General features: G+C 47.9%; 20 protein-coding genes. 9 read left to right on the forward strand and 11 right to left on the reverse strand.

Translation table 11 applies throughout. The annotated features are described in order from the left end of the window. Positions 1–21 precede the first annotated feature (21 nt). The gene (locus tag HZF10_RS06660; protein ID WP_176005419.1) at positions 22–2,448 is read right to left on the reverse strand and encodes an efflux RND transporter permease subunit; all 2,427 of its coding nucleotides are present in this window, start codon (positions 2,446–2,448) and stop codon (positions 22–24) included. A gap of 252 nt (positions 2,449–2,700) precedes the next feature. Here HZF10_RS06660 and HZF10_RS06665 point away from each other — a divergent pair, with 252 nt between their 5' ends. The 6 genes from HZF10_RS06665 to HZF10_RS06690 all read left to right on the forward strand — a co-directional run bounded on the left by HZF10_RS06665 (position 2,701) and on the right by HZF10_RS06690 (position 9,486). Next, a complete protein-coding gene (locus HZF10_RS06665; RefSeq protein ID WP_176005420.1) occupies positions 2,701–4,965 on the forward strand; it encodes a cation:proton antiporter domain-containing protein in 2,265 nt (754 codons plus the stop codon). After that, positions 4,962–5,291 carry a DMT family transporter gene (locus HZF10_RS06670; protein ID WP_176005421.1) on the forward strand — a complete coding sequence of 110 codons (330 nt, stop codon included), beginning with the start codon at positions 4,962–4,964 and terminating at the stop codon, positions 5,289–5,291. Before HZF10_RS06665 ends, HZF10_RS06670 begins: the two co-directional genes overlap by 4 nt. Then, positions 5,291–6,037 carry a sensor histidine kinase gene (locus tag HZF10_RS06675; RefSeq protein ID WP_176005422.1) on the forward strand — a complete coding sequence of 249 codons (747 nt, stop codon included), beginning with the start codon at positions 5,291–5,293 and terminating at the stop codon, positions 6,035–6,037. Before HZF10_RS06670 ends, HZF10_RS06675 begins: the two co-directional genes overlap by 1 nt. Then, positions 6,006–6,725 carry a LytR/AlgR family response regulator transcription factor gene (locus tag HZF10_RS06680; RefSeq protein ID WP_176005423.1) on the forward strand — a complete coding sequence of 240 codons (720 nt, stop codon included), beginning with the start codon at positions 6,006–6,008 and terminating at the stop codon, positions 6,723–6,725. The genes HZF10_RS06675 and HZF10_RS06680 overlap by 32 nt, the downstream gene beginning before the upstream one ends. A gap of 109 nt (positions 6,726–6,834) precedes the next feature. Further along, positions 6,835–9,105: a cation:proton antiporter gene (locus HZF10_RS06685; protein WP_176005424.1), complete on the forward strand. Its 2,271-nt coding sequence runs from the start codon at positions 6,835–6,837 to the stop codon at positions 9,103–9,105. A gap of 3 nt (positions 9,106–9,108) precedes the next feature. After that, positions 9,109–9,486 (forward strand): hypothetical protein, encoded by a 378-nt coding sequence (locus HZF10_RS06690; protein WP_176005425.1) that lies wholly within the window; start codon positions 9,109–9,111, stop codon positions 9,484–9,486. On the opposite strand, the gene HZF10_RS06695 is transcribed toward HZF10_RS06690, so the two are convergent. The 3 genes from HZF10_RS06695 to HZF10_RS06705 form a co-directional block, all read right to left on the reverse strand. After that, entirely contained in the window at positions 9,483–9,968 is a 486-nt protein-coding gene (locus HZF10_RS06695; protein WP_176005426.1) for an RES family NAD+ phosphorylase, read from the reverse strand. The genes HZF10_RS06690 and HZF10_RS06695 overlap by 4 nt on opposite strands. Beyond that, positions 9,968–10,468, reverse strand: coding sequence for an Xre family toxin-antitoxin system antitoxin (locus HZF10_RS06700; RefSeq protein WP_176005427.1), 501 nt, complete (start codon positions 10,466–10,468; stop codon positions 9,968–9,970). Before HZF10_RS06700 ends, HZF10_RS06695 begins: the two co-directional genes overlap by 1 nt. A gap of 82 nt (positions 10,469–10,550) precedes the next feature. Continuing rightward, a complete protein-coding gene (locus HZF10_RS06705) occupies positions 10,551–12,803 on the reverse strand; it encodes a DUF5686 family protein (protein WP_176005428.1) in 2,253 nt (750 codons plus the stop codon). Between the two features lie 88 nt (positions 12,804–12,891). Between HZF10_RS06705 and HZF10_RS06710 the strand changes: the two genes are divergently transcribed. Beyond that, positions 12,892–13,620, forward strand: a complete 729-nt coding sequence (locus tag HZF10_RS06710) for a hypothetical protein (RefSeq protein ID WP_176005429.1) — start codon at positions 12,892–12,894, stop codon at positions 13,618–13,620. A 14-nt stretch (positions 13,621–13,634) separates the two neighbouring features. After that, positions 13,635–14,201, forward strand: coding sequence for a DUF6642 family protein (locus HZF10_RS06715; RefSeq protein ID WP_176005430.1), 567 nt, complete (start codon positions 13,635–13,637; stop codon positions 14,199–14,201). A gap of 77 nt (positions 14,202–14,278) precedes the next feature. On the opposite strand, the gene frr is transcribed toward HZF10_RS06715, so the two are convergent. Continuing rightward, positions 14,279–14,842 carry a ribosome recycling factor gene (gene frr / locus HZF10_RS06720; protein ID WP_176005431.1) on the reverse strand — a complete coding sequence of 188 codons (564 nt, stop codon included), beginning with the start codon at positions 14,840–14,842 and terminating at the stop codon, positions 14,279–14,281. Between the two features lie 55 nt (positions 14,843–14,897). Then, a complete protein-coding gene (gene pyrH / locus HZF10_RS06725; protein WP_176005432.1) occupies positions 14,898–15,605 on the reverse strand; it encodes a UMP kinase in 708 nt (235 codons plus the stop codon). 136 nt (positions 15,606–15,741) lie between these two features. Between pyrH and HZF10_RS06730 the strand changes: the two genes are divergently transcribed. Further along, entirely contained in the window at positions 15,742–16,365 is a 624-nt protein-coding gene (locus HZF10_RS06730) for a thioredoxin family protein (protein WP_176005433.1), read from the forward strand. Here HZF10_RS06730 and HZF10_RS06735 read toward each other — a convergent pair. From HZF10_RS06735 to HZF10_RS06755, 5 genes are all read right to left on the reverse strand, one after another. Continuing rightward, positions 16,355–16,873, reverse strand: coding sequence for a hypothetical protein (locus HZF10_RS06735; RefSeq protein ID WP_176005434.1), 519 nt, complete (start codon positions 16,871–16,873; stop codon positions 16,355–16,357). The genes HZF10_RS06730 and HZF10_RS06735 overlap by 11 nt on opposite strands. 10 nt (positions 16,874–16,883) lie before the next feature. Next, the gene (gene truB, locus HZF10_RS06740) at positions 16,884–17,582 is read right to left on the reverse strand and encodes a tRNA pseudouridine(55) synthase TruB (protein ID WP_176005435.1); all 699 of its coding nucleotides are present in this window, start codon (positions 17,580–17,582) and stop codon (positions 16,884–16,886) included. Then, positions 17,582–18,388: an undecaprenyl-diphosphate phosphatase gene (locus HZF10_RS06745; RefSeq protein ID WP_176005436.1), complete on the reverse strand. Its 807-nt coding sequence runs from the start codon at positions 18,386–18,388 to the stop codon at positions 17,582–17,584. The genes truB and HZF10_RS06745 overlap by 1 nt, the downstream gene beginning before the upstream one ends. 81 nt (positions 18,389–18,469) lie before the next feature. Then, complete coding sequence (locus HZF10_RS06750; protein WP_176005437.1) at positions 18,470–18,709, reverse strand: DUF3098 domain-containing protein; 240 nt, start codon at positions 18,707–18,709, stop codon at positions 18,470–18,472. 70 nt (positions 18,710–18,779) lie between these two features. Beyond that, positions 18,780–19,655, reverse strand: a complete 876-nt coding sequence (locus HZF10_RS06755; protein ID WP_176005438.1) for a cell division protein FtsX — start codon at positions 19,653–19,655, stop codon at positions 18,780–18,782. Positions 19,656–19,849: the final 194 nt, after the last annotated feature.

The following is a 19,849-nucleotide window of genomic DNA, read 5'->3' on the forward strand; positions in this document are numbered from 1 at the left end:
AACGCATTATTAGGCATTGGATTAACCCAAATCCTTATGACCAGGTAAACTCTCGATCTCGTCATCGGTATGTTCCGCGATGTCGATGATCGCCGGACGCATTTCCTGTTCCGTAATCAACGATTTGTTCAACGTGAGCACCAAAGCCGGCAACAGCATCAAATTCGACAGCATGCCGCAGAACAAAGTCAGCGAAACCAATCCGCCAAGTGCGACCGTACCTCCGAAATCGGACAGCATAAACACCGAAAATCCAAAGAAAAGTACGATCGAAGTATAGAACATACTCAATCCGGCGTCGTTGAAAGTCGCGTACACCGAACGTCGGATGCGCCAATTGTTGCGCTTTAATTCCTCGCGGTATTGGGCAAGGAAACGCAAGGTGTCATCCACCGACAATCCGAACGCGATGCCGAAAACCAAGATCGTGCTCGGCTTGAGCGGAATGTCCAAAAAGCCCATGATGCCCGCCGTAAGAAGCAACGGCAACATATTCGGAATCAACGAGACCAATACCATTTTCACCGAGCGGAACATGAATGCGACGAGCAAAGCGGTCAAAAAGAATGCGAACAACAAAGACGACAGCAAATTGTCGAGCAAATAACCCGTACCTTTTTGGAACACGAGCGATTTTCCGGTCACGGTGACTTCGAAGCGGTCTTTCGGAAACAATTTCGCAGCCTCGGTCTTGATGCGTTTTTCGATTTCGGGAATGCGGTTTCCGTTGTCGTCGCGCATGAATGCCGTGATTCGGGCATATCTTCCCGTAGAATCGACGTAGGCTTTCATCAAATTCTGTTTTCCGCCTTTGGCTGCGTTTTTCGCATACGACAAAATGAACGATTGCTCCTGTGATGTCGGCAATTCGAAATATTCGGGGTTTCCGTTGTAATAGGCCTGTTTCGAATATTTGACGAGACTGACTACAGAAATCGGCTTCGACAATTCGGGAATCTCGTTGATTTCCTTTTCGAATTCTTCCATGCGGTTAAGCGTCGAAAGCTTCAATACGCCTTTCGGGCGCTTGGTGTCGACCATGATTTCCAAAGGCATCACGCCGTCGAATTCCTTCTCGAAAAAGACGATGTCCTTAAAGAATTCGGTCTTTTTGGGCATGTCTTCGATCAGGCTTCCCGAAATGCGCATACGCGACATGCCAAGTAACGCGATCACAAGCAATCCGATGGCCATCAGGTAAATCGAGATGCGTTTGTGTTTGACGGTGTCCAAAATCCAATCCATGAAACCTTTGACCGAACCGCGCTCCAAATGACGCAAATGACGTTCTTTAGGCGATGGGATGTAGCTGTGGAAAATCGGGATGATGATCAACGAAAGGAAGAAAAGCGCGATGATGTTCACGGCCGTCACGTTTCCGAATTCGATCAAAAGCTTGTTGTTCGACGTGATGAATGTGGCAAAACCGATTGCCGTGGTCACGTTCGTCATCAAAGTAGCCGCGCCGATTTTGGTCGTCACGCGCTGCAAAGCCTTGACCTTGTTGCGATGCACGAAGAATTCCTGATGGTATTTGTTCGTGAGGAAAATACAGTTCGGGATGCCGATTACGATGATCAACGCCGGAACCAAAGCCGTCAATACCGTGATTTCGTAATTGAAAAGTCCCAAAAATCCGAACGACCAGATCACGCCTATGATCACGATGAACATCGAAACCAAGGTGGCGCGCACGCTTCGGAAAAAGAAGAAAAACAGCAACGACGTGATCAACAGCGAAGAGACGATGAAAATCCCCATTTCGCTTTTGATCGTTTCGGTGCTCATCGTCCGGATGTACGGCATTCCCGAGACTTTGGGTGCGATTCCGGTTTCTTTTTTGAATTCGTCCAAAGCCGGGACGAGCTTTTCGAGCACGAAATCCTTGCGCGCTTTCGTATTCACGATTTTCTTGTCGAGATACACGGCGGCTCGTACCGTTCCCGAACCTTTGTTGAACAGCAATCCCTCGTAAAACGGAAGGTCTTTGAACAATTGCTTTTTGAGATTTTGGAGGTAAGCCGTGTCGTTGCTTTTAGCCGCGTCGGTGAAATTTGTGAGCTCGAACGTTCTGAGCGAATCGTTCTTCGTGAGTTTCTTGAGGTTGTGGATGTCCACGACCAAATCGACGTTCTTGTCGTTTTCGATGGCCGTCATGAGTTTCGACCACGAACCGTAAACTTTCGGAGTGAAAAGCGCGCTGTCTTTGATCCCGATGACGATCAGGTTGCCTTCTTCACCGAATTTCTGCAGGAAAGCGTTGTACTCGACATTCGTCGGATCATCGGCCGGAAGAAGGTTGGCCTCGGTAAAACTGAAGCGGATGTTTTTCCACTGGTTCACCAAAAGTGCCGTAACGATCGCTACCAAAATCAGCATCAACGTCTTGTTGCGCAAGACGATCCTTGCGACAAGTTCCCAGAAGCCGAGGCTGAACCATTTGACCATGTCGTGTTTTTGAGGCTGCAAAGGTAGGCAATCCCCAAACTTTTCTTGAAATTTCGGATGCTGTTTTGTTCAGAATTTGACGCAATTTTAACATTAGCCGAACACGTAACGCGAATCGCGACCGAACACCGTCCAAAAAGCCGGGTTTCAAGTGCTTGAAAAACAACAACAATGCACCCGAAGCTAAAAATTTAGCCATCCGCGCTTGCCTTTAATTCCTATATTTGGGAGCTTTTCATCCATCCAAACGACATGAGAAACCTCAAGAATTCCATTTTCTACATCACGACCATAGGAGGATTCGGCGCGCTCATGTACTGGATCATCGTTCAAGGCAAACATCTTGAGGACGGACGCCACGTGGTCATGCCTTCGGTGAAAGATCAATGGAACCAGTTCTTGGAATCGATGCAGCACAATTTGTCGCATCCGTTGGCATTGCTGTTGTGTCAGGTGATCACGATCATTTTGGTCGCGAGGATTTTCGGATGGTTTTTCAGAAAGATCGGCCAACCGACCGTAATAGGCGAAATGATTGCCGGAATCGTGCTCGGACCGTCGTTGGTCGGCATGTATTTTCCTGAATATTCGAATTTGCTTTTCCCGAAAGAATCGCTTGGAAACCTGCAGTTCCTAAGCCAGATCGGACTAATTTTCTTTATGTTCGTCGTCGGGATGGAACTCGACCTCAAAGCATTGCGCAACAAAGCGAACGATGCCGTGGTCATTTCGCACGCGAGCATCATCTTTCCGTTTACGCTTGGCGTCGGACTGTCGTATTTCATTTATGAAGCTTACGCACCCGAATCCGTCGAATTCCTTTCGTTTTCACTGTTTTTAGGAATTGCGATGAGCATTACCGCGTTTCCGGTATTGGCGCGCATCGTACAGGAAAGAGGCATACATAAAACCCATTTGGGCGCCATCGTGATCACTTGTGCCGCCGCAGACGACATTACGGCCTGGTGTATTCTTGCTGCCGTAATCGCGATCGTAAAAGCCGGTTCTATCGTGAGTTCGATTTACGTCATAGCACTTGCCATCGGTTACGTTTTCCTGATGCTCAAAGTCGTGCAACCGTTCCTCAAACGCGTAGCCGAGCTTAAGAATTCGCGCAACAGTTTGAGCAAACCTGTCGTGGCGATTTTCCTTTTGACGTTGATCATTTCGTCTTACGCTTCAGAAGTCATCGGCATCCACGCGCTTTTCGGGGCGTTCATGGCGGGTGCGATCATGCCCGACAATACAAGATTCCGCGGAATTATCATCGAGAAAGTAGAAGACGTTTCGGTTATTTTGCTACTGCCGTTGTTCTTCGTTTTGACGGGTTTACGTACCGAAATCGGCTTGCTCAACCATGCGGACCTGTGGGAAATCACGGGCTGGATCATCGTTGTGGCCGTAGTCGGAAAATTTATCGGGAGCGCGGTGGCGGCAAAGTTCGTCGGACAAAGCTGGCAAGACAGTCTTACGATCGGAGCGCTGATGAATACAAGAGGTTTGATGCAGTTGATCGTACTCGACATCGGATACGAACTCGGCGTTTTGTCTGCCGAAATATTCACGATGATGGTCATCATGGCCATCGTGACGACGTTCATGACCGGTCCGGCGCTCGATTTCATCAATTTCGCGTTCAAATCCAAACGCGACATCGTTCCGGAACAGATCAAAATCGACGACCGATACAAAATCCTGATTTCATTCGGTAACGCGCGTCGCGGAAAAATGCTGCTGCGTCTGGCCAACAGCCTGTTGCGCAAAGAAAGCGACCAATGCGCGGTGACGGCTTTGCACATGACCTTGAGTAACGAATTGCACACGTTCGATCTCGAGGAACACGAACGTCGCACGTTCGCTCCCGTGATTTCGGAAGCCGAGAATCTCGACCAGCAAGTACTTACGTTATTCAAAGCTTCGAACGACATCGACAACGACATCGTCGAAATTGCGAACAAAGGCGAATACGATTTACTTTTGGTAGGTTTGGGACGTTCGATTTTCGAAGGTTCGCTGCTCGGAAAACTGCTCGGATTCACGACACGCATCATCAATCCCGACCGTTTGATCGACAAATTCATCGGAAAAGAAGGCCTGTTCGAGAATTCGCCGTTTGGGGAACGCATGCGCCAAATCACGACGCGTGCCAAAATGCCCGTAGGAATTCTGGTCGACAAGAATCTCGACGGCATCCAGAAAATATTCATGCCGTTGTTTAGCGCAGACGACGATTTCCTGTCCGATTTCGCGCGCAAATTCCTGCACAACAACGGTTCCGAAATCAACATCATGGACAACGTGGACGAATCGGGTAAAGTGATCCCGTCTATCGAAGCCGATTTGTTGAGACGCAAATTCCCCGAAAGCGTGCGCACGGTCACCGATCGCACGATGAAAAAGGAATTCCTCGAGGAACACGACATGATGCTCGTAAGTCTCGAAAGCTGGAAAAAGCTCGTCGATTCCCAAAGCGTTTGGCTGTCTAACGTGCCGTCGGTACTAATCATCAAACCATGAGTTGGCTGCTTTTGATCATAGGCGGATTGTTCGAGGTCGGATTCGCGTTCTGCCTCGGGAAAGCCAAAGAAACCACGGGAATCGTTTCGGTGTATTGGCTTGTCGGATTTTTGGTCAGCCTTTCGATAAGCATGCTTTTACTGTACAAAGCGACCCAGGAATTGCCGATCGGTACGGCTTACGCGGTTTGGACCGGAATCGGAGCCGTCGGCACAGTCATCGTCGGAATCCTCGTGTTCAAAGAACCCGCGACGTTTTGGCGATTGTTCTTCATCACCACGCTCATCGCATCGATTATCGGGCTTAAATTCGTGTCTTCACATTGATGGAAAACGGTTATTCCATACTGTATGTCTCAATCGCGGTTCTCGCTTCGGCTGTGGTTTTCCTGAGTTTTCGATTGTATTCCGTGAACCGTTTTCGCAAGATTTCCGAAACGAAATTCGGTCAGTTGGAAAGCAAAGTACACGATCTGCAGCTCGAAAATCTCGAATCGAGGCTCAATCCGCACTTGTTTAAAAATATCCTCAATTCGATACAGTCGCATGCCTACCAAACCTATTTCGCTCTCGACAAACTCGCGGGCGTACTCGATTACATTTTGTACGAAAGCCGCAAGAAATTCGTGTCGCCCAAAGAAGAGATAGGATTTGCGATGAACCTAATAGAAATCAATAAAATCAAGGTAAGCCCGCTTTTCGATTTGCGTATCAAAACCAAAATCGATGAAACCGACCCTTCGTACCAACGCGAAATCCTCGCGCCGATGGTGGTGACCGACCTGATCGAGAACGCGTTCAAACACGCCGACCTGCAAAATCCGGATTCGTTCATTTCGGTAGTTTTCGAGTTTTCGGACGGCACGTTGTCGCTTACGGTCTCGAACAAGATTTCCGAGAAGAAAGCATTGCGGAAAGAACATTCGGGTTTTGGCGTAGACGCGTTGGGCAAACGGCTTTCGATCCTTTACAAAGAACGTTTCAAACTCGAACGTTTTTCCGAGAACCAAGTGTATACGGCCCATCTCAAAATCGATTTGCGTGGATTCAAAACTGAAATGCATACTGCTTGACGACGAGTTGCCCGGACTGGCGTACCTCAAGATGCTGTGCGGCCAGATTTCGGAAATCGAGGTCGTAAAAGCGTTCAACGATCCGCAGAAACTGCTGTCCGAAATACACGATCTCGACTTCGATTTATGCATCACCGATATCGAAATGCCCGGAACGAGCGGTCTGGAACTCGCATCGGCCCTGAAAGGCAAATTGGTCATTTTCATCACGGCTTACAAGGAATACGCGGCGAATGCTTTCGATCTGGAAGCCATCGATTATATCGTAAAACCCGTAAAACACGAACGTCTCGAAAAGGCGATCCACAAGGCGATCCAGCAGTTTTCGGTAAAATCGGAAAAGCCCAATTTCTTCCAGCCGATTACCGATAAAGGCCGAGCCATCGTATATTTCCATCGGATTTCACTGATTGCCACGGCCGAAAACGACAGTCGCGACAAGACCGTTTTTCTCGACGATGGAAGTAAAATCCTGCTCAAGAACATCAACTTCACCAATCTGCTCGCGGTTTTGCCCGAAGCCGATTTTTGCCGCGTCAACAAAAAGGAAATCGTCGCTATGAAAATCGTGAAAGTGTTTTCGAACAACAACATCGAAATCGGATTGGCCGATGATAACGGCAAACCCAAAATCGTTTCCCTGTCCGAAACCTACAGATCCGAATTCCTGTCGAAGTTCAAATCCTGACTTGTTACATAATTTTCCCGACTTATTACAATTGGCGTAAATTGGCCTGAGTCGACTTTTCGCAATCCGATCGGTAGTCGCATCTTTGCCGCGTCAAACAAATATTGTCATGGGAAAAATCAGGAACGCCATTTTTTACGTAGCCACCATAGGCGGTTTCGGCGCATTGATGTATTGGATAATAGGCACGGGCAAATCGCTCGAAGCCGGGCGTACGCTGGCTCAGAAATCGGTGGCCACGGCGCATTGGGACGATTTCGTCGCGTCCATGATCCACAATCTCGAACACCCGCTGGCGATTTTATTGGCCCAGATCATCACGATCATTTTCGTGGCGCGATTTTTCGGATGGGTGAGCCGTAAGATCGGACAACCGTCGGTAGTGGGCGAAATCATTGCCGGTGTCGTGCTAGGACCTTCTTTGGTCGGCATGTATTGGCCCGAAGTGTCGACTCATCTTTTCCCGAAAGAATCGTTGGGCAACTTACAGTTCCTGAGCCAGATCGGTTTGATTTTCTTCATGTTCGTCATCGGGATGGAGCTCGACCTTAAAGTGTTGCGCAACAAAGCGCACGATGCGGTGGTAATTTCGCATGCGAGTATCATTTTCCCGTTCTCGCTAGGTGTCGGATTGGCGTATTTCATTTACGAACGATTCGCGCCCGCAGGTGTCGATTTCCTTTCGTTCGCGTTGTTCTGCGGCGTTTCGATGAGCATCACGGCGTTTCCGGTTCTTGCGAGGATCGTGCAGGAACGCGGCATCCATAAAACCAGACTCGGCGCGATTGCGATAACCTGCGCTGCCGCAGACGACATAACGGCCTGGTGTATTTTGGCGGTCGTGATCGCGATCGTAAAGGCCGGTTCGATCACAAGTGCGTTTTACGTGATCGCAATGGCCATTGTGTACGTGATTTTGATGATTAACGTGGTACGACCGTTCCTCAAGCGAGTCGGGGAATTGAACTCGACTCGCGAAAGTTTGAGCAAACCCGTAGTCGCGATTTTCCTTCTCACGCTTATCATTTCGGCTTATGTGTCTGAAATCATCGGGATCCACGCGCTTTTCGGAGCGTTCATGGCCGGTGTGATCATGCCCGAAAGCGGAAAATTCAGGAATATTTTCATCGAGAAGATCGAAGACGTTTCGGTAATCGTATTGCTTCCGTTGTTCTTCGTCTTTACGGGTTTGAGAACGCAAATCGGGCTTTTGAGCGACGTGTCTTTGCTGTCTACGGCTTGTTGGATCGTGGCGATCGCGGTCATCGGAAAATTCGTCGGAAGTACGATTGCGGCCAAATTCGTCGGCCAGAACTGGAAAGATGCGCTGTCGATCGGCGCTTTGATGAACACACGAGGATTGATGGAACTCGTCGCGCTCAACATCGGATACGACCTCGGAGTACTTACGCCCGAAATCTTTACGATGATGGTACTTATGGCGTTGATCACGACATTCATGACGGGACCGAGCCTCGATCTGATCAACTATTTCTGGCGTCAGCCGAAGTCGATCGTGCCGCAGGAAATCGAAATGAAAGGCAAATACCGCATCCTGATCTCGTTCGCGAATTCGCAAAGCGGAAAAACGTTGTTGCGATTGGCGAGTGCGCTTACCAAAAAGCAAAGCGGAAATACCGGGATTACGGCTTTGCATTTGTCATTGAGTTCCGAAATGCACTCGTTCGACCTTAAAGATTATGAGAAAAAAGTGTTTGCGCCGATTTTGGTCGAATCCGAAATACTCGAACAACCGGTTTCCACCGATTTCAAAGTGTCGAACGACATCAACCACGACATTACGCACCAAGCCAATCACGGCGATTACGATTTGTTGCTCATCGGATTGGGCCAATCGATTTTCGAAGGAACGATTCTCGGGAAAGTGCTCGGATTCACCACGCAAATCATCAACCCGGATCGCCTCATCGACAAATTCATCGGGAAAGAAGGCCTTTTCGAGAATTCGCCTTTCGACGAAAGGACGCGTCACATCGTATTGTCGGCCAAGATGCCCGTCGGGATTTTCCTCGACAAGAAAAACGAGGAATTCAACCGTATTTTCCTGCCGGTATTTTCGCCCGAAGACGCTTTTTTGGTCGAATACGCCCAGAAGTTCATCCATAACAACGGCGCTCAGGTAACGGTTCTCGATGCGACCGGCGATTCGAAAAACACGACCGAGATGCGCGAAACCGTGCGTCACATCGAGCAAATCGCACCCAACCACATCGCGATGCGCAGCGACAAGATCATCAACAAGGAATTCTTGGGAGAACAGGATCTGATGCTGATCAGCCTCGAAAGCTGGAAAAAACTCGTCGATTCACATAGCGTTTGGCTTACGGACACACCTTCGGTACTCATCATCAAACCTTAACCAATGCACATAAAACTACTTTTTGGAGCGGTCCTTTTCGGATTGCTCAGTACTTCTGTTGCTTTTGCGCAGACCGAAACGAAAGAGGAAGACAAAAAGAAAGTCGATATCGGGCTCGACGGGATGCTTGGCGTCTCGGTAGGCGAGAAGACCGTCGGGATCAACGTGGGCGGACCGAGCCTGAAATTCCGCGTGAACAATTTCAAGATCGGGGTTGCCGCAATGCCGTCGTTGTTTATCCGAGACGATAAAGCCGTTCCGAGACTTGCGATCGGTCCGGTCGCCGAATACGAACATTGGATGCTGATCGTGCCGTATTACGGTTACGATGCCGATGACAAGCAAATTTGGACGTTCGGCATCGGGTACAAGTTTTTCTAAAGAATTCCCGTCTCCTTTTTGCCCAATCGCGAATCGAAATTCATTTTTGAAACCTTTATGACCTTGATTTTGCCTGAATCGGCGTGGTTTGGATTGATAAGATAATTGTTTTCCTCGGGCACGATACTGCTCGGGACTTTCAAAACCGCCGAACCTTTTGCATTGACGAAACTATCGCCGATGGCTTGGGTGATTTGTACAGGCGGTTTCGAATCCCAATTTTTGGGCAAATCCTTCAATATGACTTCCTGGATTGTAATCTCGTCGGGAATCTCGATTTCGACATAATGCCGGTCGCTGGGCAGATCTTCGCTCAAATCGAGATGTACCGAAACTTCCAGCGTAGCCAGCGCGCGACTTTCCGCAGTATACACGAGTCGCGTGTTGAAACTGTTCCATCGATAACCTTTGGCCATGGATGCGCCGATTCCCGAGAGTGTGGTCTCGAGGTATTTTTCTCTTTCGATGCGAAAAACTCTCATCAAGCGAAATTGCCGAATTCGATGCGGTTCAAACTAAATCGGACCTCGTTGAGACCGGTTACGGTGTCGAGCATGCTTTCGGGAGCATTTCCGCCCATAGACAAATTGGGTTTTTTGAGCCAACGTTGGAATTTCGCTTCCTCGTTGTTGAACACTTCAAGGCCGTAATCGAGAAGTTCCGAAATCAGCAGGATAAGTTCGCTGTCGCGGCTGTCCAGAAGGGAATGCTCGCTTTTTTTCTTGTTGTAAGTGGTTTGCGGAATGCCGATAAGCGCCAAAACCGACTTGATCGGATTATTGAGCCTTTTGCTGATGACTTCGATCGAATCGTACGAAATACCTTCTCTCACCAAGTCGATTTTTTCTATTTCATTCGTCCACGCGTATTCCTTGCCGACGACTTTCAACGTGGTTTTTTTTTCGACAGCCGTTTCTTTCCCAACTACTTTAAGGCTTTGGGAGACGTCGAAAGGTTTTATTTTTTGGATAGCTTTTGCCATGACGCAACATATTTGTTGTAAAAATACAACATTTTTGCTGTTATTACTGAATTCTGAAGAAAAATCCAGCACGAGGATTCTTTTAAATCCCCAAGTTTAAAGTAAAAGTCAGCTTGACTGCGATGTTGTCTTCGAAATCGGGCATGCTGTATGCGCCGTATCTGTAAAATCCGGCCAAACCGAATCCGCTGTAAATTTGGTTGATTTCCAATCCCGATTCAAAAAATCCCTTATCCAATGTCTTGTAATCGAACCCGATGTGCTGTTCAGGATTTTGCATGCTTCCGAAAGCGCCGCGGCTCACGATCGTAAAAAACGGGCGTACTTTCTTGACGATCGTCAAACGGGGCGACGAATGTTTCACTTGCAACATCGCGTAACGGCTCGAGAAAAATTCGTTGAACAACATCGTCTCGAAACTGTTTTTACCCGCAAAAGTGATGCGTTGCTGTATGTGATCCTTGACCGGGTTGTTCGGCGACATGTTGTACAAATGCGTGAGCGGCACGTTTCCGTAAGCCAAACCGGCCTGGAACAAAGCCGAGAATTTCTGCCCGTCGAGGAACGGTTTCTCAAAGTCGACTCGCGCATCCACCTTGCCGAAACTGAAGTCGTTGTCGGTGAATTTGGGCATGGCCTGAGTGAACTGGAACGTGAATTTCGGGAATCGTTTTTCGGTCTCGATGCGTGCCATCGGCGTCTGCATATAACTGCTGAACGGATTCCATTGGATTGCGACCGAGGCCAGCGTCAAATTGAATTCGTCGTACAATTTCCCGCGATAATTGAACGTATAATCGAATTTCGGTTCGATGTGACTGTAAGTAAGCTGCCAAACACTTTCGGTCTTCGGAATGATGCGCGTCTCGATATAACCGCGCCAGGTCTTGTGGTTGTAAAAGGAACTCACGTTGATCGCACGCGCATCGTAAATCTTGAATGGACGCCTGTCGGTGATGAAACGCGTGCTTGCAATCTCTTGCAAATCGTCCGTAAACGAGCCGCCGATCCAGCTTCCGGTGTAATTGCCGAGTCGGACCGCGCCTCCGAGGCTGTATTTCCAACGGCCGTCCTTCGTACCGTAAGCCGCATAACCTTCAATCCGGTATTTTTTCGAGAATTTGTCGTTGGTCACGCCGCCAAGCCCGAGTCGGAAGCCTTCGTAATTGTTGACCGTAGCCAAATAGCGCAACCCCAAATCGAAAGGGCCGATCGGAATATAACCGTTGAGGAACTTACGCGCCAACCGCAACCGACTTTCTATTTTTTCGGAATGGGAAATACTGTCGAGCGCAGGATAGGTCTCGATATCGCGACTGTCCAAAGGCGACAGTCGGTTCTGTTGCCAAAAGTCGTCGTCGCGTTTTACGGCTGCGTCGGTGATTTCCGATTCGACGGCCACGTGGCGCACTTTGATCGGCACGTTGAATTCGGCTTCGGAAAACCAGGTTTGCGACAACACATAACTGCGGTCCGATGCAAATTTCTGACGCGAACTTTCCTGGTTTTCGGGATCGAATTCCAAAGTTGCACCGAGAATCTTGATATTCGAGTCGTTTTTGCCTTTTGCGATGCGGAACGTGGTCTCGGACGGCATCCACAATTGCTGCGCGGCTTCATATCGGAACTCGTACAACACTTTGAGATCAAGAACGCCCAAATACCGGATTTCGGCTTTTGCCACGGCGTAATTTTCCAAATCGATGTTCAAAGTGCCGAACAAACCGCCGCCTCGGAAGCGCCGTTTGCTTTTAAAAGCGATTTTAGCGGTCTGGCGGTCGTTTACGGTCTGGTTGCCCAAAAAGGCGTATTCGAAATTTTCGAGGGCGTCGTCGGCCAAAGGACTTATGTATTTGGTCGTGAGCAGTTCGTATCGCGGCTCGTAAACCGAAAACGAGTGCAGTTTCACGCCCATGATTTCGTAAACAGGCTGCGAAAATCCGCCCATTTTGGCCCCGAGGATATTCTCTTTTAGGCGTTCTTCGGCAAATTCGTAACGCGACACTTTCTCGCTTTCGAACAAATGGTATTTCGAAATGTATTTTTTGAAATGATAATCGGAAGAATCGACTTTGACGAAAATCGGGCGAGGCGTGTGCTTTCCGATGAACACAGAATCGATGTGGCCCGCAATCGAATCAGGGTTGGCGGTGATCAGTAATTTGTTGTACGCCTTGATGCGGAAAGTCTCGAGTTTTTGTTCGGGATTGTTGCGGGTTTTGGATTCGATCGCCTTTCGAATGATTTCGGATGCGTCCGTTTGGGCGTGCGCCGCGATCGCGTTGAAAATCAGGATTAGTAGAAAAAGGCGTTTCATCAGTGCAAATAAACGCATTTTCTGATTTTTAATTGTTTGATTTTTCGCACTTGACAAATATCGTACGCCTCGACTTTTTGTATAACTTTCGATTGAATTTCAAGGTATGGAAAAACTGGTTTTATTGCTCTTGGTTTTGGTTTCCGGCTTGGGATCGAGCGCGCAATATCCGTTCGAAAAATTCAAGGCGATCCGATATTCGACGTTCGCCGATTGGAAAACCGAAGTAGGCAAAGACTCGCTTCCTGTAAAACGCATGATCGAAATACCGTCTTTCACGAACGGAACGACGTTGAAAATCGAGCAAATACTCAAAATCTCGCTTCCCGACAGCCTCGATTACGCAGAAATGAACCTGTACAGCAATGGCGATCTGGTCAAGACTTTCGAAGTCGGGACGAGGTCGATTTCGGATCCTTTGCCCGTTTACGTTTCCGACATCGACGACAACGGCCGAAAAGACATCAAAATCCTGTTCCCGAATTACGGCTGCGGCGCGTTCAATTATTATTGCCAAACCGTGTTCCTGTTCCAGAAAACCGACGGAAGTTTCGACGATTTCACCTTTTCGGATATTTGCGAGGAATTCGAAAACCGGCCCGAGCGCGACTTCGACAACGACGGGAAATTCGAGATCATCACCCAAACGTTCCAGAATTACGGCAAACACAACTATTGGCTGTTCAATGTTTACGGATATTCCGAAGGGAAACTTGTAAACCTGAACCGTCTTGCCGATTATCCGATCATGATTCCGCTGTTGAGCCATGAAGTTTCAAAGAAGATTCCAAAGAAAAAAATGAAGGAGTTCGCTATCGCGACGCCATTGAAATGACCTAAACTTTTACGATGGGAAGTACAGAAGACCTCAAACTTTTTTGTCTCGAAGCCGTTCGCGACGCTTCAAAAACCAACGACAGCAAGCTTTTTCCGATGCTCGAACACCTAGCATTCGAACACGGCATCACCAACGTCTACCAAACCTGTGACAGCATTACGAGTTTTGAGCAAAGCCTCAATAATTTGCTTTACGAAGACCGTAATTTCATGGATTACGAGCTGATTTATTTAGTTGTGAAAGGCACAGGCGAAGACATCGTCATCGACGGCTATCGCTACTCTTTACAGGAAATCGCCGAATTGTTCGAGGGCAAGCTCAAAGGCAAGATCATCCATTTCGCGAATACCAAAACGCTCGATATCGATTTGGAGACGGCACAATATTTCATTGACATCACCAGAGCGAAAGCCCTTTCGGGATATGTCGAGGAAACGATTTTCGACAGCACTTTTCTCGATTCCAAATTGATTGCCCATTTCTATCAAGACACGGACGATCCTGAAGCACTTGTAAAACTATTGCTTGAAAACCAGAATAAATTGGCGCATGCTTTGGGCTTTAGGTTGTTTTATTGATGCAACCCGAATCCCCTAAAAAGAAAAATCCGATGCGTAAACACCGGATTCTAGTATCTTTCACGAAACCAAATCGGTTAAACCTTCATGATTTCAGCTTCTTTGACAGAAAGCAACTCGTCGATTTTCTTGATGAACGAATTCGTAAGGTTTTGAACCTCTTCTTCTGCACTTTTGCAAATGTCTTCAGAAGTGCCTTCTTTCTCTAGTTTCTTGATTTCCTTGTTGGCTTCCTGACGCGCGTTGCGGATTCCGATTTTTGCGTCTTCAGCTTCCGACTTGGCCTGTTTTACAAGGTCGCGACGACGTTCTTCCGTCAAAGGCGGAACCGAGATGATGATGCTCTCGCCGTTGTTCATCGGGTTGAAACCGATGTTGGCGACCATGATGGCCTTTTCGATAGGCTGCATCATGTTTTTCTCCCAAGGCGTTACGGTAATCGTGCGCGCATCCGGAGTATTGACGTTGGACACTTGCGAAAGCGGCGTCTGTGAACCGTAATAATCCACAAAAATACCGCCAAGCATCGCAGGAGTGGCTTTTCCGGCGCGGATGTTCAAAAATTCCTTTTCAAGGTGACCGATCGAACCCGCCATGGATTCTTCGGTACTTTCTAAAATAAAATCGATTTCTTCAGTCATGTTTTGATGCTTTAGGCTTTAAGCTGTAAGCTATATGCTGTTTTACTGTTTCTAATCAGCCTTGAACGACCGTTCCTATGTTGTCGCCCTGGCAAATCTTGAGCAGGTTGCCCTTTTTGTTCATGTCGAAAACCACGATCGGCAAATCGTTTTCCTGGCTCAACGTAAAAGCCGTGGAATCCATGACGTTGAGGTTTTTCGAGATGACTTCGGCAAACGTAAGCGTGTCGTATTTGGTCGCGTTCGGATCTTTCTCCGGATCGGCCGTGTAAATCCCGTCGACGCGTGTTCCTTTCAAGATCACGTCGGCATGGATTTCGACTCCGCGCAAAACGGCAGCCGTATCGGTCGTGAAATAGGGGTTACCGGTTCCGGCGCCAAAAATCACGATGCGGTTTTTCTCTAAATGACGCACTGCGCGGCGCTTGATGTACGGTTCTGCGATCGCTTCGATCTTCAAAGCCGTCTGCAAACGCGTGAGCATGCCTTTGTCTTCGAGTGCACCCTGCAAAGCCATTCCGTTGATGACGGTCGCGAGCATTCCCATGTAATCGCCCTGGACGCGGTCCATACCGTTGCTGGCTCCGGCTACTCCGCGAAAAATGTTTCCTCCGCCTATCACGATCGCGATTTCTACGCCTTGTTCGTGGATAAGTTTGATGTCTTCGGCGTATTCGGCCAGACGCGCAGGATCGATTCCGTATTGACGGTCGCCCATCAGCGCTTCTCCGCTGAGTTTAAGGAGGATTCTTTTGTACTTCATAATTCGGGTTAAGTTGTGCAAATATAGAGATATTCCGACCAATGGGAAATGCCCGTTCAAAAAATGTTAACAGCCTCAAAAACGGCTTTTCACGTAGGGTTTTATATCGTAATTTTACGTCAAAATCCGGGAAATTATGAAAATGGCGATTGCAGAAGGATTGTTCCGAAGTCATACCTACTTAAAATACCGAAACATCATCACCAAATTGTTCGCAGACGGAAAAGTCACGGGCAACTCCCAAACCGAAGCATTATTGGGTTATACCAAACTCAACGAATCGCGCATGAACCGTCTCGACAAGAAACTGGTCGTGCCCGAAGACCTGATCAAACGATTGCTGGCTCTCAAGCAAAAATACGTGTGGCTCGTGATTTCGGAAGGTTGGTGCGGGGATTCGGCCCAAGTCGTGCCCGTGATGAACAAACTCGCGACGTTGTCTCCGAACATTGAACTTAAACTGGTGTTCAGAGACGAGAACGATGCGTTGATGAACACGTTCCTGACGAACGGTTCGCGCTCAATCCCAAAACTTATCGTACTCGATGCCGAAACCAACGAAGTGAAAGGCACTTGGGGTCCGAGACCGAAAGGCGCGGCCGATTTCATCAAATCGTACAAAAGCCAATACGGCGTGATCGACGAAACCGCCAAAACCGAACTGCATTTGTGGTATACGCACGACAAAGGACTTTCAACCCAAAACGAACTTATCGAGCTCATGGAAGAAATGGAAGTGTCACTTTACGCTAAAAGATAGTCAATCCCAATCCGAAGCTGATCGCGCGGATTTGCCCCGTATTGTCGAGCGAAAATCCGTATTGCGAATATTCGGCGTAGACCGAAGTGCCGTCTACATTCTCGAATCCTACACTCGTTTTCCAATAATATCCCGATTTGTCGCCATGCCAGATTCCGAATGCCCAACCTGCGCCGGGCTGCACGACGATTCTCGTGTATTCGTTGATTTTGGGCGCGATGCGGACGTTGTTGTAAATCGGGATGGCGACCAGTTTTTCGGAAGCGCGCCATTCGGTTCCCGTGTGAAGCCCGGAGGCGAGCCAGCGGTTCAAATGGATGCCGATCCCGAATTTGGTGTTGATGCCGTCTGGCAAAAAGCGTAGATTATCCACTTCTGCGCCTCCGTCCAAATGATGGCGCAACGGAAGCGAAACCCCAAAAAATATATATTTGAAGCCGCGTTCTTCTTTGGGTTGAAGTTCAGGAAAAAACTGGCTGTAACCCGAAAACCCAATAAAAAATAACAATAAAAGATAATTAATCCTGAGTGAGCGCATTCTGGAATTCTTCTGGCGTTTTAGCTAAAGTTACAGAATATTCCCCAATTTTGGTGCGCCTCAAAGCGGTCAAATGCGCGCCCGATTGCAAAACTCTTCCCAAATCGAAAGCGATCGACCGGATGTAAGTGCCTTTGCTGCAAACGATGCGAAAATCGACTTCGGGCAAAGCGATTCGCGTAAGTTCGAATTCGTGGATCGTCGTTTTTCTGGAAGCGATCTCGACTTCTTCTCCGGCGCGCGCATGTTCGTACAATCGCTTGCCGTCTTTTTTTATGGCCGAAAAAATCGGTGGTTTTTGGTCGATTTCGCCTGTGAATCGTTCCGAAACGGTTTTCAGAAGCAAGTCTTCGGATATATGATCGACGGGAAAACGCTCGTTGATTTCGGTTTCCAGATCATATGAAGGCGTAGTCGCGCCGATATGGAATGTTCCCGTGTATTCCTTGACCTGGCCTTGCAATTCGGGAATCCTTTTCGTGAATTTTCCGGTACACAAGATCAAAAGCCCGGTCGCCAACGGATCGAGCGTTCCGGCGTGTCCGATCTTGATTTTCTTGAGCCCTAGTTTCGATTTGAGAAGCCACTTGATTTTGTTCACGGCCTGGAACGAACTCCAATGCAGCGGTTTGTCGATGAGCAGTATTTGTCCTTCGAGGAAATCTTCGGGCGTTTGCATCAATTGTAATTAAAGTAAATCAAAAGGATGATTCCGGCCACGATTCGGTAATAACCCCAAGGCTTGAACCCGTATTTTTTGATCACGCCGATAAAGAATTTGATGGCGATGATCGCGACCACGAACGCAATCAGGTTCCCGATGAGGAACAACGTAAGGTTTTCCGGTCGTTGTAAAAGCAATTCGTATCCTTTGAGTTCGGTCGTGTGGTACGTTTTGACGAAAACCGAATATACGGTCACGGCCAACATCGTCGGAACGGCGAGAAAAAACGAGAATTCGGCGGCCGTTTCACGATTGAGTTTCTGTTGCATGCCGCCCAAAATCGAAGCGGCCGAACGGCTTGTGCCCGGCATCATCGCCAAACACTGCCAAAAACCGATCGTGACGGCTTTTTTGATCGTGATGTCTTCTTCTTTGGCAATCGTCGGATTTTTGAAATATTCGTCCAAAAACAACAACAGGATTCCGCCGATGATGAGCACGCAAGCGATAGGGACGGGTTTTCCGAGAATCGCGTCTATATAATCGTCGAGCAGCAAGCCCAAGCCCAATGCGGGCACGACCGCGCAAGCGAGTTTGATGTAAAATCCGAAGCGTTTGAAGTCGAAGAATTTCCTCCAATATAAAACCACGACGGCCAAAATTGCCCCGAATTGGATCGCGACCTGGAACAATTTCGTAAAATCGTCATCCTGGATTCCGAAATACGAACTCGTGAAAATCATGTGGGCCGTCGAGGAAACCGGCAGGTATTCGGTCAATCCTTCGATGATGGCGATGAGGATGGCTTGGAAGTAGGTCATTTTTGTTGGATTTGCAGATTTACAGATTTCAGATTCGTCTGCCGATTATCTGATGATCTGGAAATCCGAAGATCTTGAAATCTATTTTTTAGGGTTTTTCAAAATGCCGTAAATCGTCACGCCGAATCCGATCAGAACCAAAGTCGGCGCAAGGCGGATTCTCCTGAAATCGAATACCGAATCGTTGAACACTTTCGGGTCGTCGCTTCCGCCGCCGGCCATAAGGATAAAGCCGAGTGCGATTACCGCAATCCCGATCAGCAGGATTTTATAGTTGACCTTTTCAAAAAGAAAGTCTTTGTTGTCTTGATTGTTTTCCATTTCGTATGATTTTATTTCTGAAAAGACATCGGTTTTCAATATTTGTCACAGTCTCAGGTACTCAGGTACTCTAATACAAATCGTCCGTACGCAAATTCAAAAATCGTTGCGTCGCGATGAACGTACTGATCCACGTAATGAGGATTCCCGCCAAAAGAACGCCCAACAACACCGCTCCGGTCATGATTTGGTCGCGCATCACGCCCAATCCCGGATAATTCGTGTCGAGGTAATACAGCAATCCGATGAGTGCGATCACGGCCAAAACCGCGCCGATAATACCCAAACGGATGCTTCTCCAAATGAACGGTCGGCGAATGAACGATTTGGTCGCTCCGACCATTTGCATCGTCTTGATGATGAATCTATTGGAGTGGATCGACAAGCGCATAGACGAATTGATCAGCAATACCGCGATCAACGCCAAAATTCCGCTGATGATAAGCACCCACATACTCACTTTCTCGACGTTGTCGTTGACCATCGTCACGAGCTGTTTGTCGTAATACGCGTCGGCGAGCATCGGGTTTTCGCGCAAATGGCTTTGGATTTTCTCTATGCTGTCGTTCACCACATAAGGCGCGCGCAAATGGATGTCGTAAGAATTCAAAAGCGGGTTGATCCCCAAAAATTCCATGAAATTCTCACCGATTTCCTTTTGATGCAATTCTGCAGCCTGTTCTTTAGAAACGAACGCGAAATCCTTTACCCAAGGCGCTGTGCGCAATTCCTCGCGAAAAGCGGTGTGCGTCGAATCTTGCGCCTCGTCTTTGAAATATACGGTCAAAGGCACGGTTTCCTTGAAGTCGTTCGTAAGGTTTTTGGAATTGATTACGAAAAGCCCGAGGACGCCCAACAAAAACAGCATCAAAAAAATACTCAGGACAACCGAAAAATAGGAGGAAATCAACCTGCGTTTCTGGAACCGGTCAAATTTTGAGATCATAGGCGTTGAAATTGCGGTAAAAATAAAAAAGAAAATCGGGTTACGTGGCAAAAGCTTGATAAACTAACGGACAAAGTTTTAAGATTCGTATGCAAAACGTAACTTTGTGCGGCTTTGCTGTAAAGCTTGAAGTTTGCCACGAATTACACGAATTTCACCAATAGTAATTGTGTCATTCGCGGCTAAAAAAACAA

Source organism: Flavobacterium agri, from assembly GCF_013401995.1.
GTDB classification, from domain to species: Bacteria; Bacteroidota; Bacteroidia; order Flavobacteriales; family Flavobacteriaceae; genus Flavobacterium; species Flavobacterium agri.

Bases quoted from the DNA above. Each gene is read 5' to 3' on its own strand.
- HZF10_RS06695 (WP_176005426.1), bottom strand. From the start codon at position 9,968: ATGAGAGTTTTTCGCATCGAAAGAGAAAAATACCTCGAGACCACACTC.
- HZF10_RS06690 (WP_176005425.1), top strand. From the start codon at position 9,109: ATGCACATAAAACTACTTTTTGGAGCGGTCCTTTTCGGATTGCTCAGT.
- frr (WP_176005431.1), bottom strand. From the start codon at position 14,842: ATGACTGAAGAAATCGATTTTATTTTAGAAAGTACCGAAGAATCCATG.
- pyrH (WP_176005432.1), bottom strand. From the start codon at position 15,605: ATGAAGTACAAAAGAATCCTCCTTAAACTCAGCGGAGAAGCGCTGATG.
- HZF10_RS06730 (WP_176005433.1), top strand. From the start codon at position 15,742: ATGAAAATGGCGATTGCAGAAGGATTGTTCCGAAGTCATACCTACTTA.
- HZF10_RS06675 (WP_176005422.1), top strand. From the start codon at position 5,291: ATGGAAAACGGTTATTCCATACTGTATGTCTCAATCGCGGTTCTCGCT.
- HZF10_RS06710 (WP_176005429.1), top strand. From the start codon at position 12,892: ATGGAAAAACTGGTTTTATTGCTCTTGGTTTTGGTTTCCGGCTTGGGA.
- HZF10_RS06705 (WP_176005428.1), bottom strand. From the start codon at position 12,803: ATGCGTTTATTTGCACTGATGAAACGCCTTTTTCTACTAATCCTGATT.
- HZF10_RS06665 (WP_176005420.1), top strand. From the start codon at position 2,701: ATGAGAAACCTCAAGAATTCCATTTTCTACATCACGACCATAGGAGGA.
- HZF10_RS06745 (WP_176005436.1), bottom strand. From the start codon at position 18,388: ATGACCTACTTCCAAGCCATCCTCATCGCCATCATCGAAGGATTGACC.
- HZF10_RS06660 (WP_176005419.1), bottom strand. From the start codon at position 2,448: ATGGTCAAATGGTTCAGCCTCGGCTTCTGGGAACTTGTCGCAAGGATC.
- HZF10_RS06670 (WP_176005421.1), top strand. From the start codon at position 4,962: ATGAGTTGGCTGCTTTTGATCATAGGCGGATTGTTCGAGGTCGGATTC.
- HZF10_RS06700 (WP_176005427.1), bottom strand. From the start codon at position 10,468: ATGGCAAAAGCTATCCAAAAAATAAAACCTTTCGACGTCTCCCAAAGC.
- truB (WP_176005435.1), bottom strand. From the start codon at position 17,582: ATGCAAACGCCCGAAGATTTCCTCGAAGGACAAATACTGCTCATCGAC.
- HZF10_RS06750 (WP_176005437.1), bottom strand. From the start codon at position 18,709: ATGGAAAACAATCAAGACAACAAAGACTTTCTTTTTGAAAAGGTCAAC.
- HZF10_RS06755 (WP_176005438.1), bottom strand. From the start codon at position 19,655: ATGATCTCAAAATTTGACCGGTTCCAGAAACGCAGGTTGATTTCCTCC.
- HZF10_RS06715 (WP_176005430.1), top strand. From the start codon at position 13,635: ATGGGAAGTACAGAAGACCTCAAACTTTTTTGTCTCGAAGCCGTTCGC.
- HZF10_RS06685 (WP_176005424.1), top strand. From the start codon at position 6,835: ATGGGAAAAATCAGGAACGCCATTTTTTACGTAGCCACCATAGGCGGT.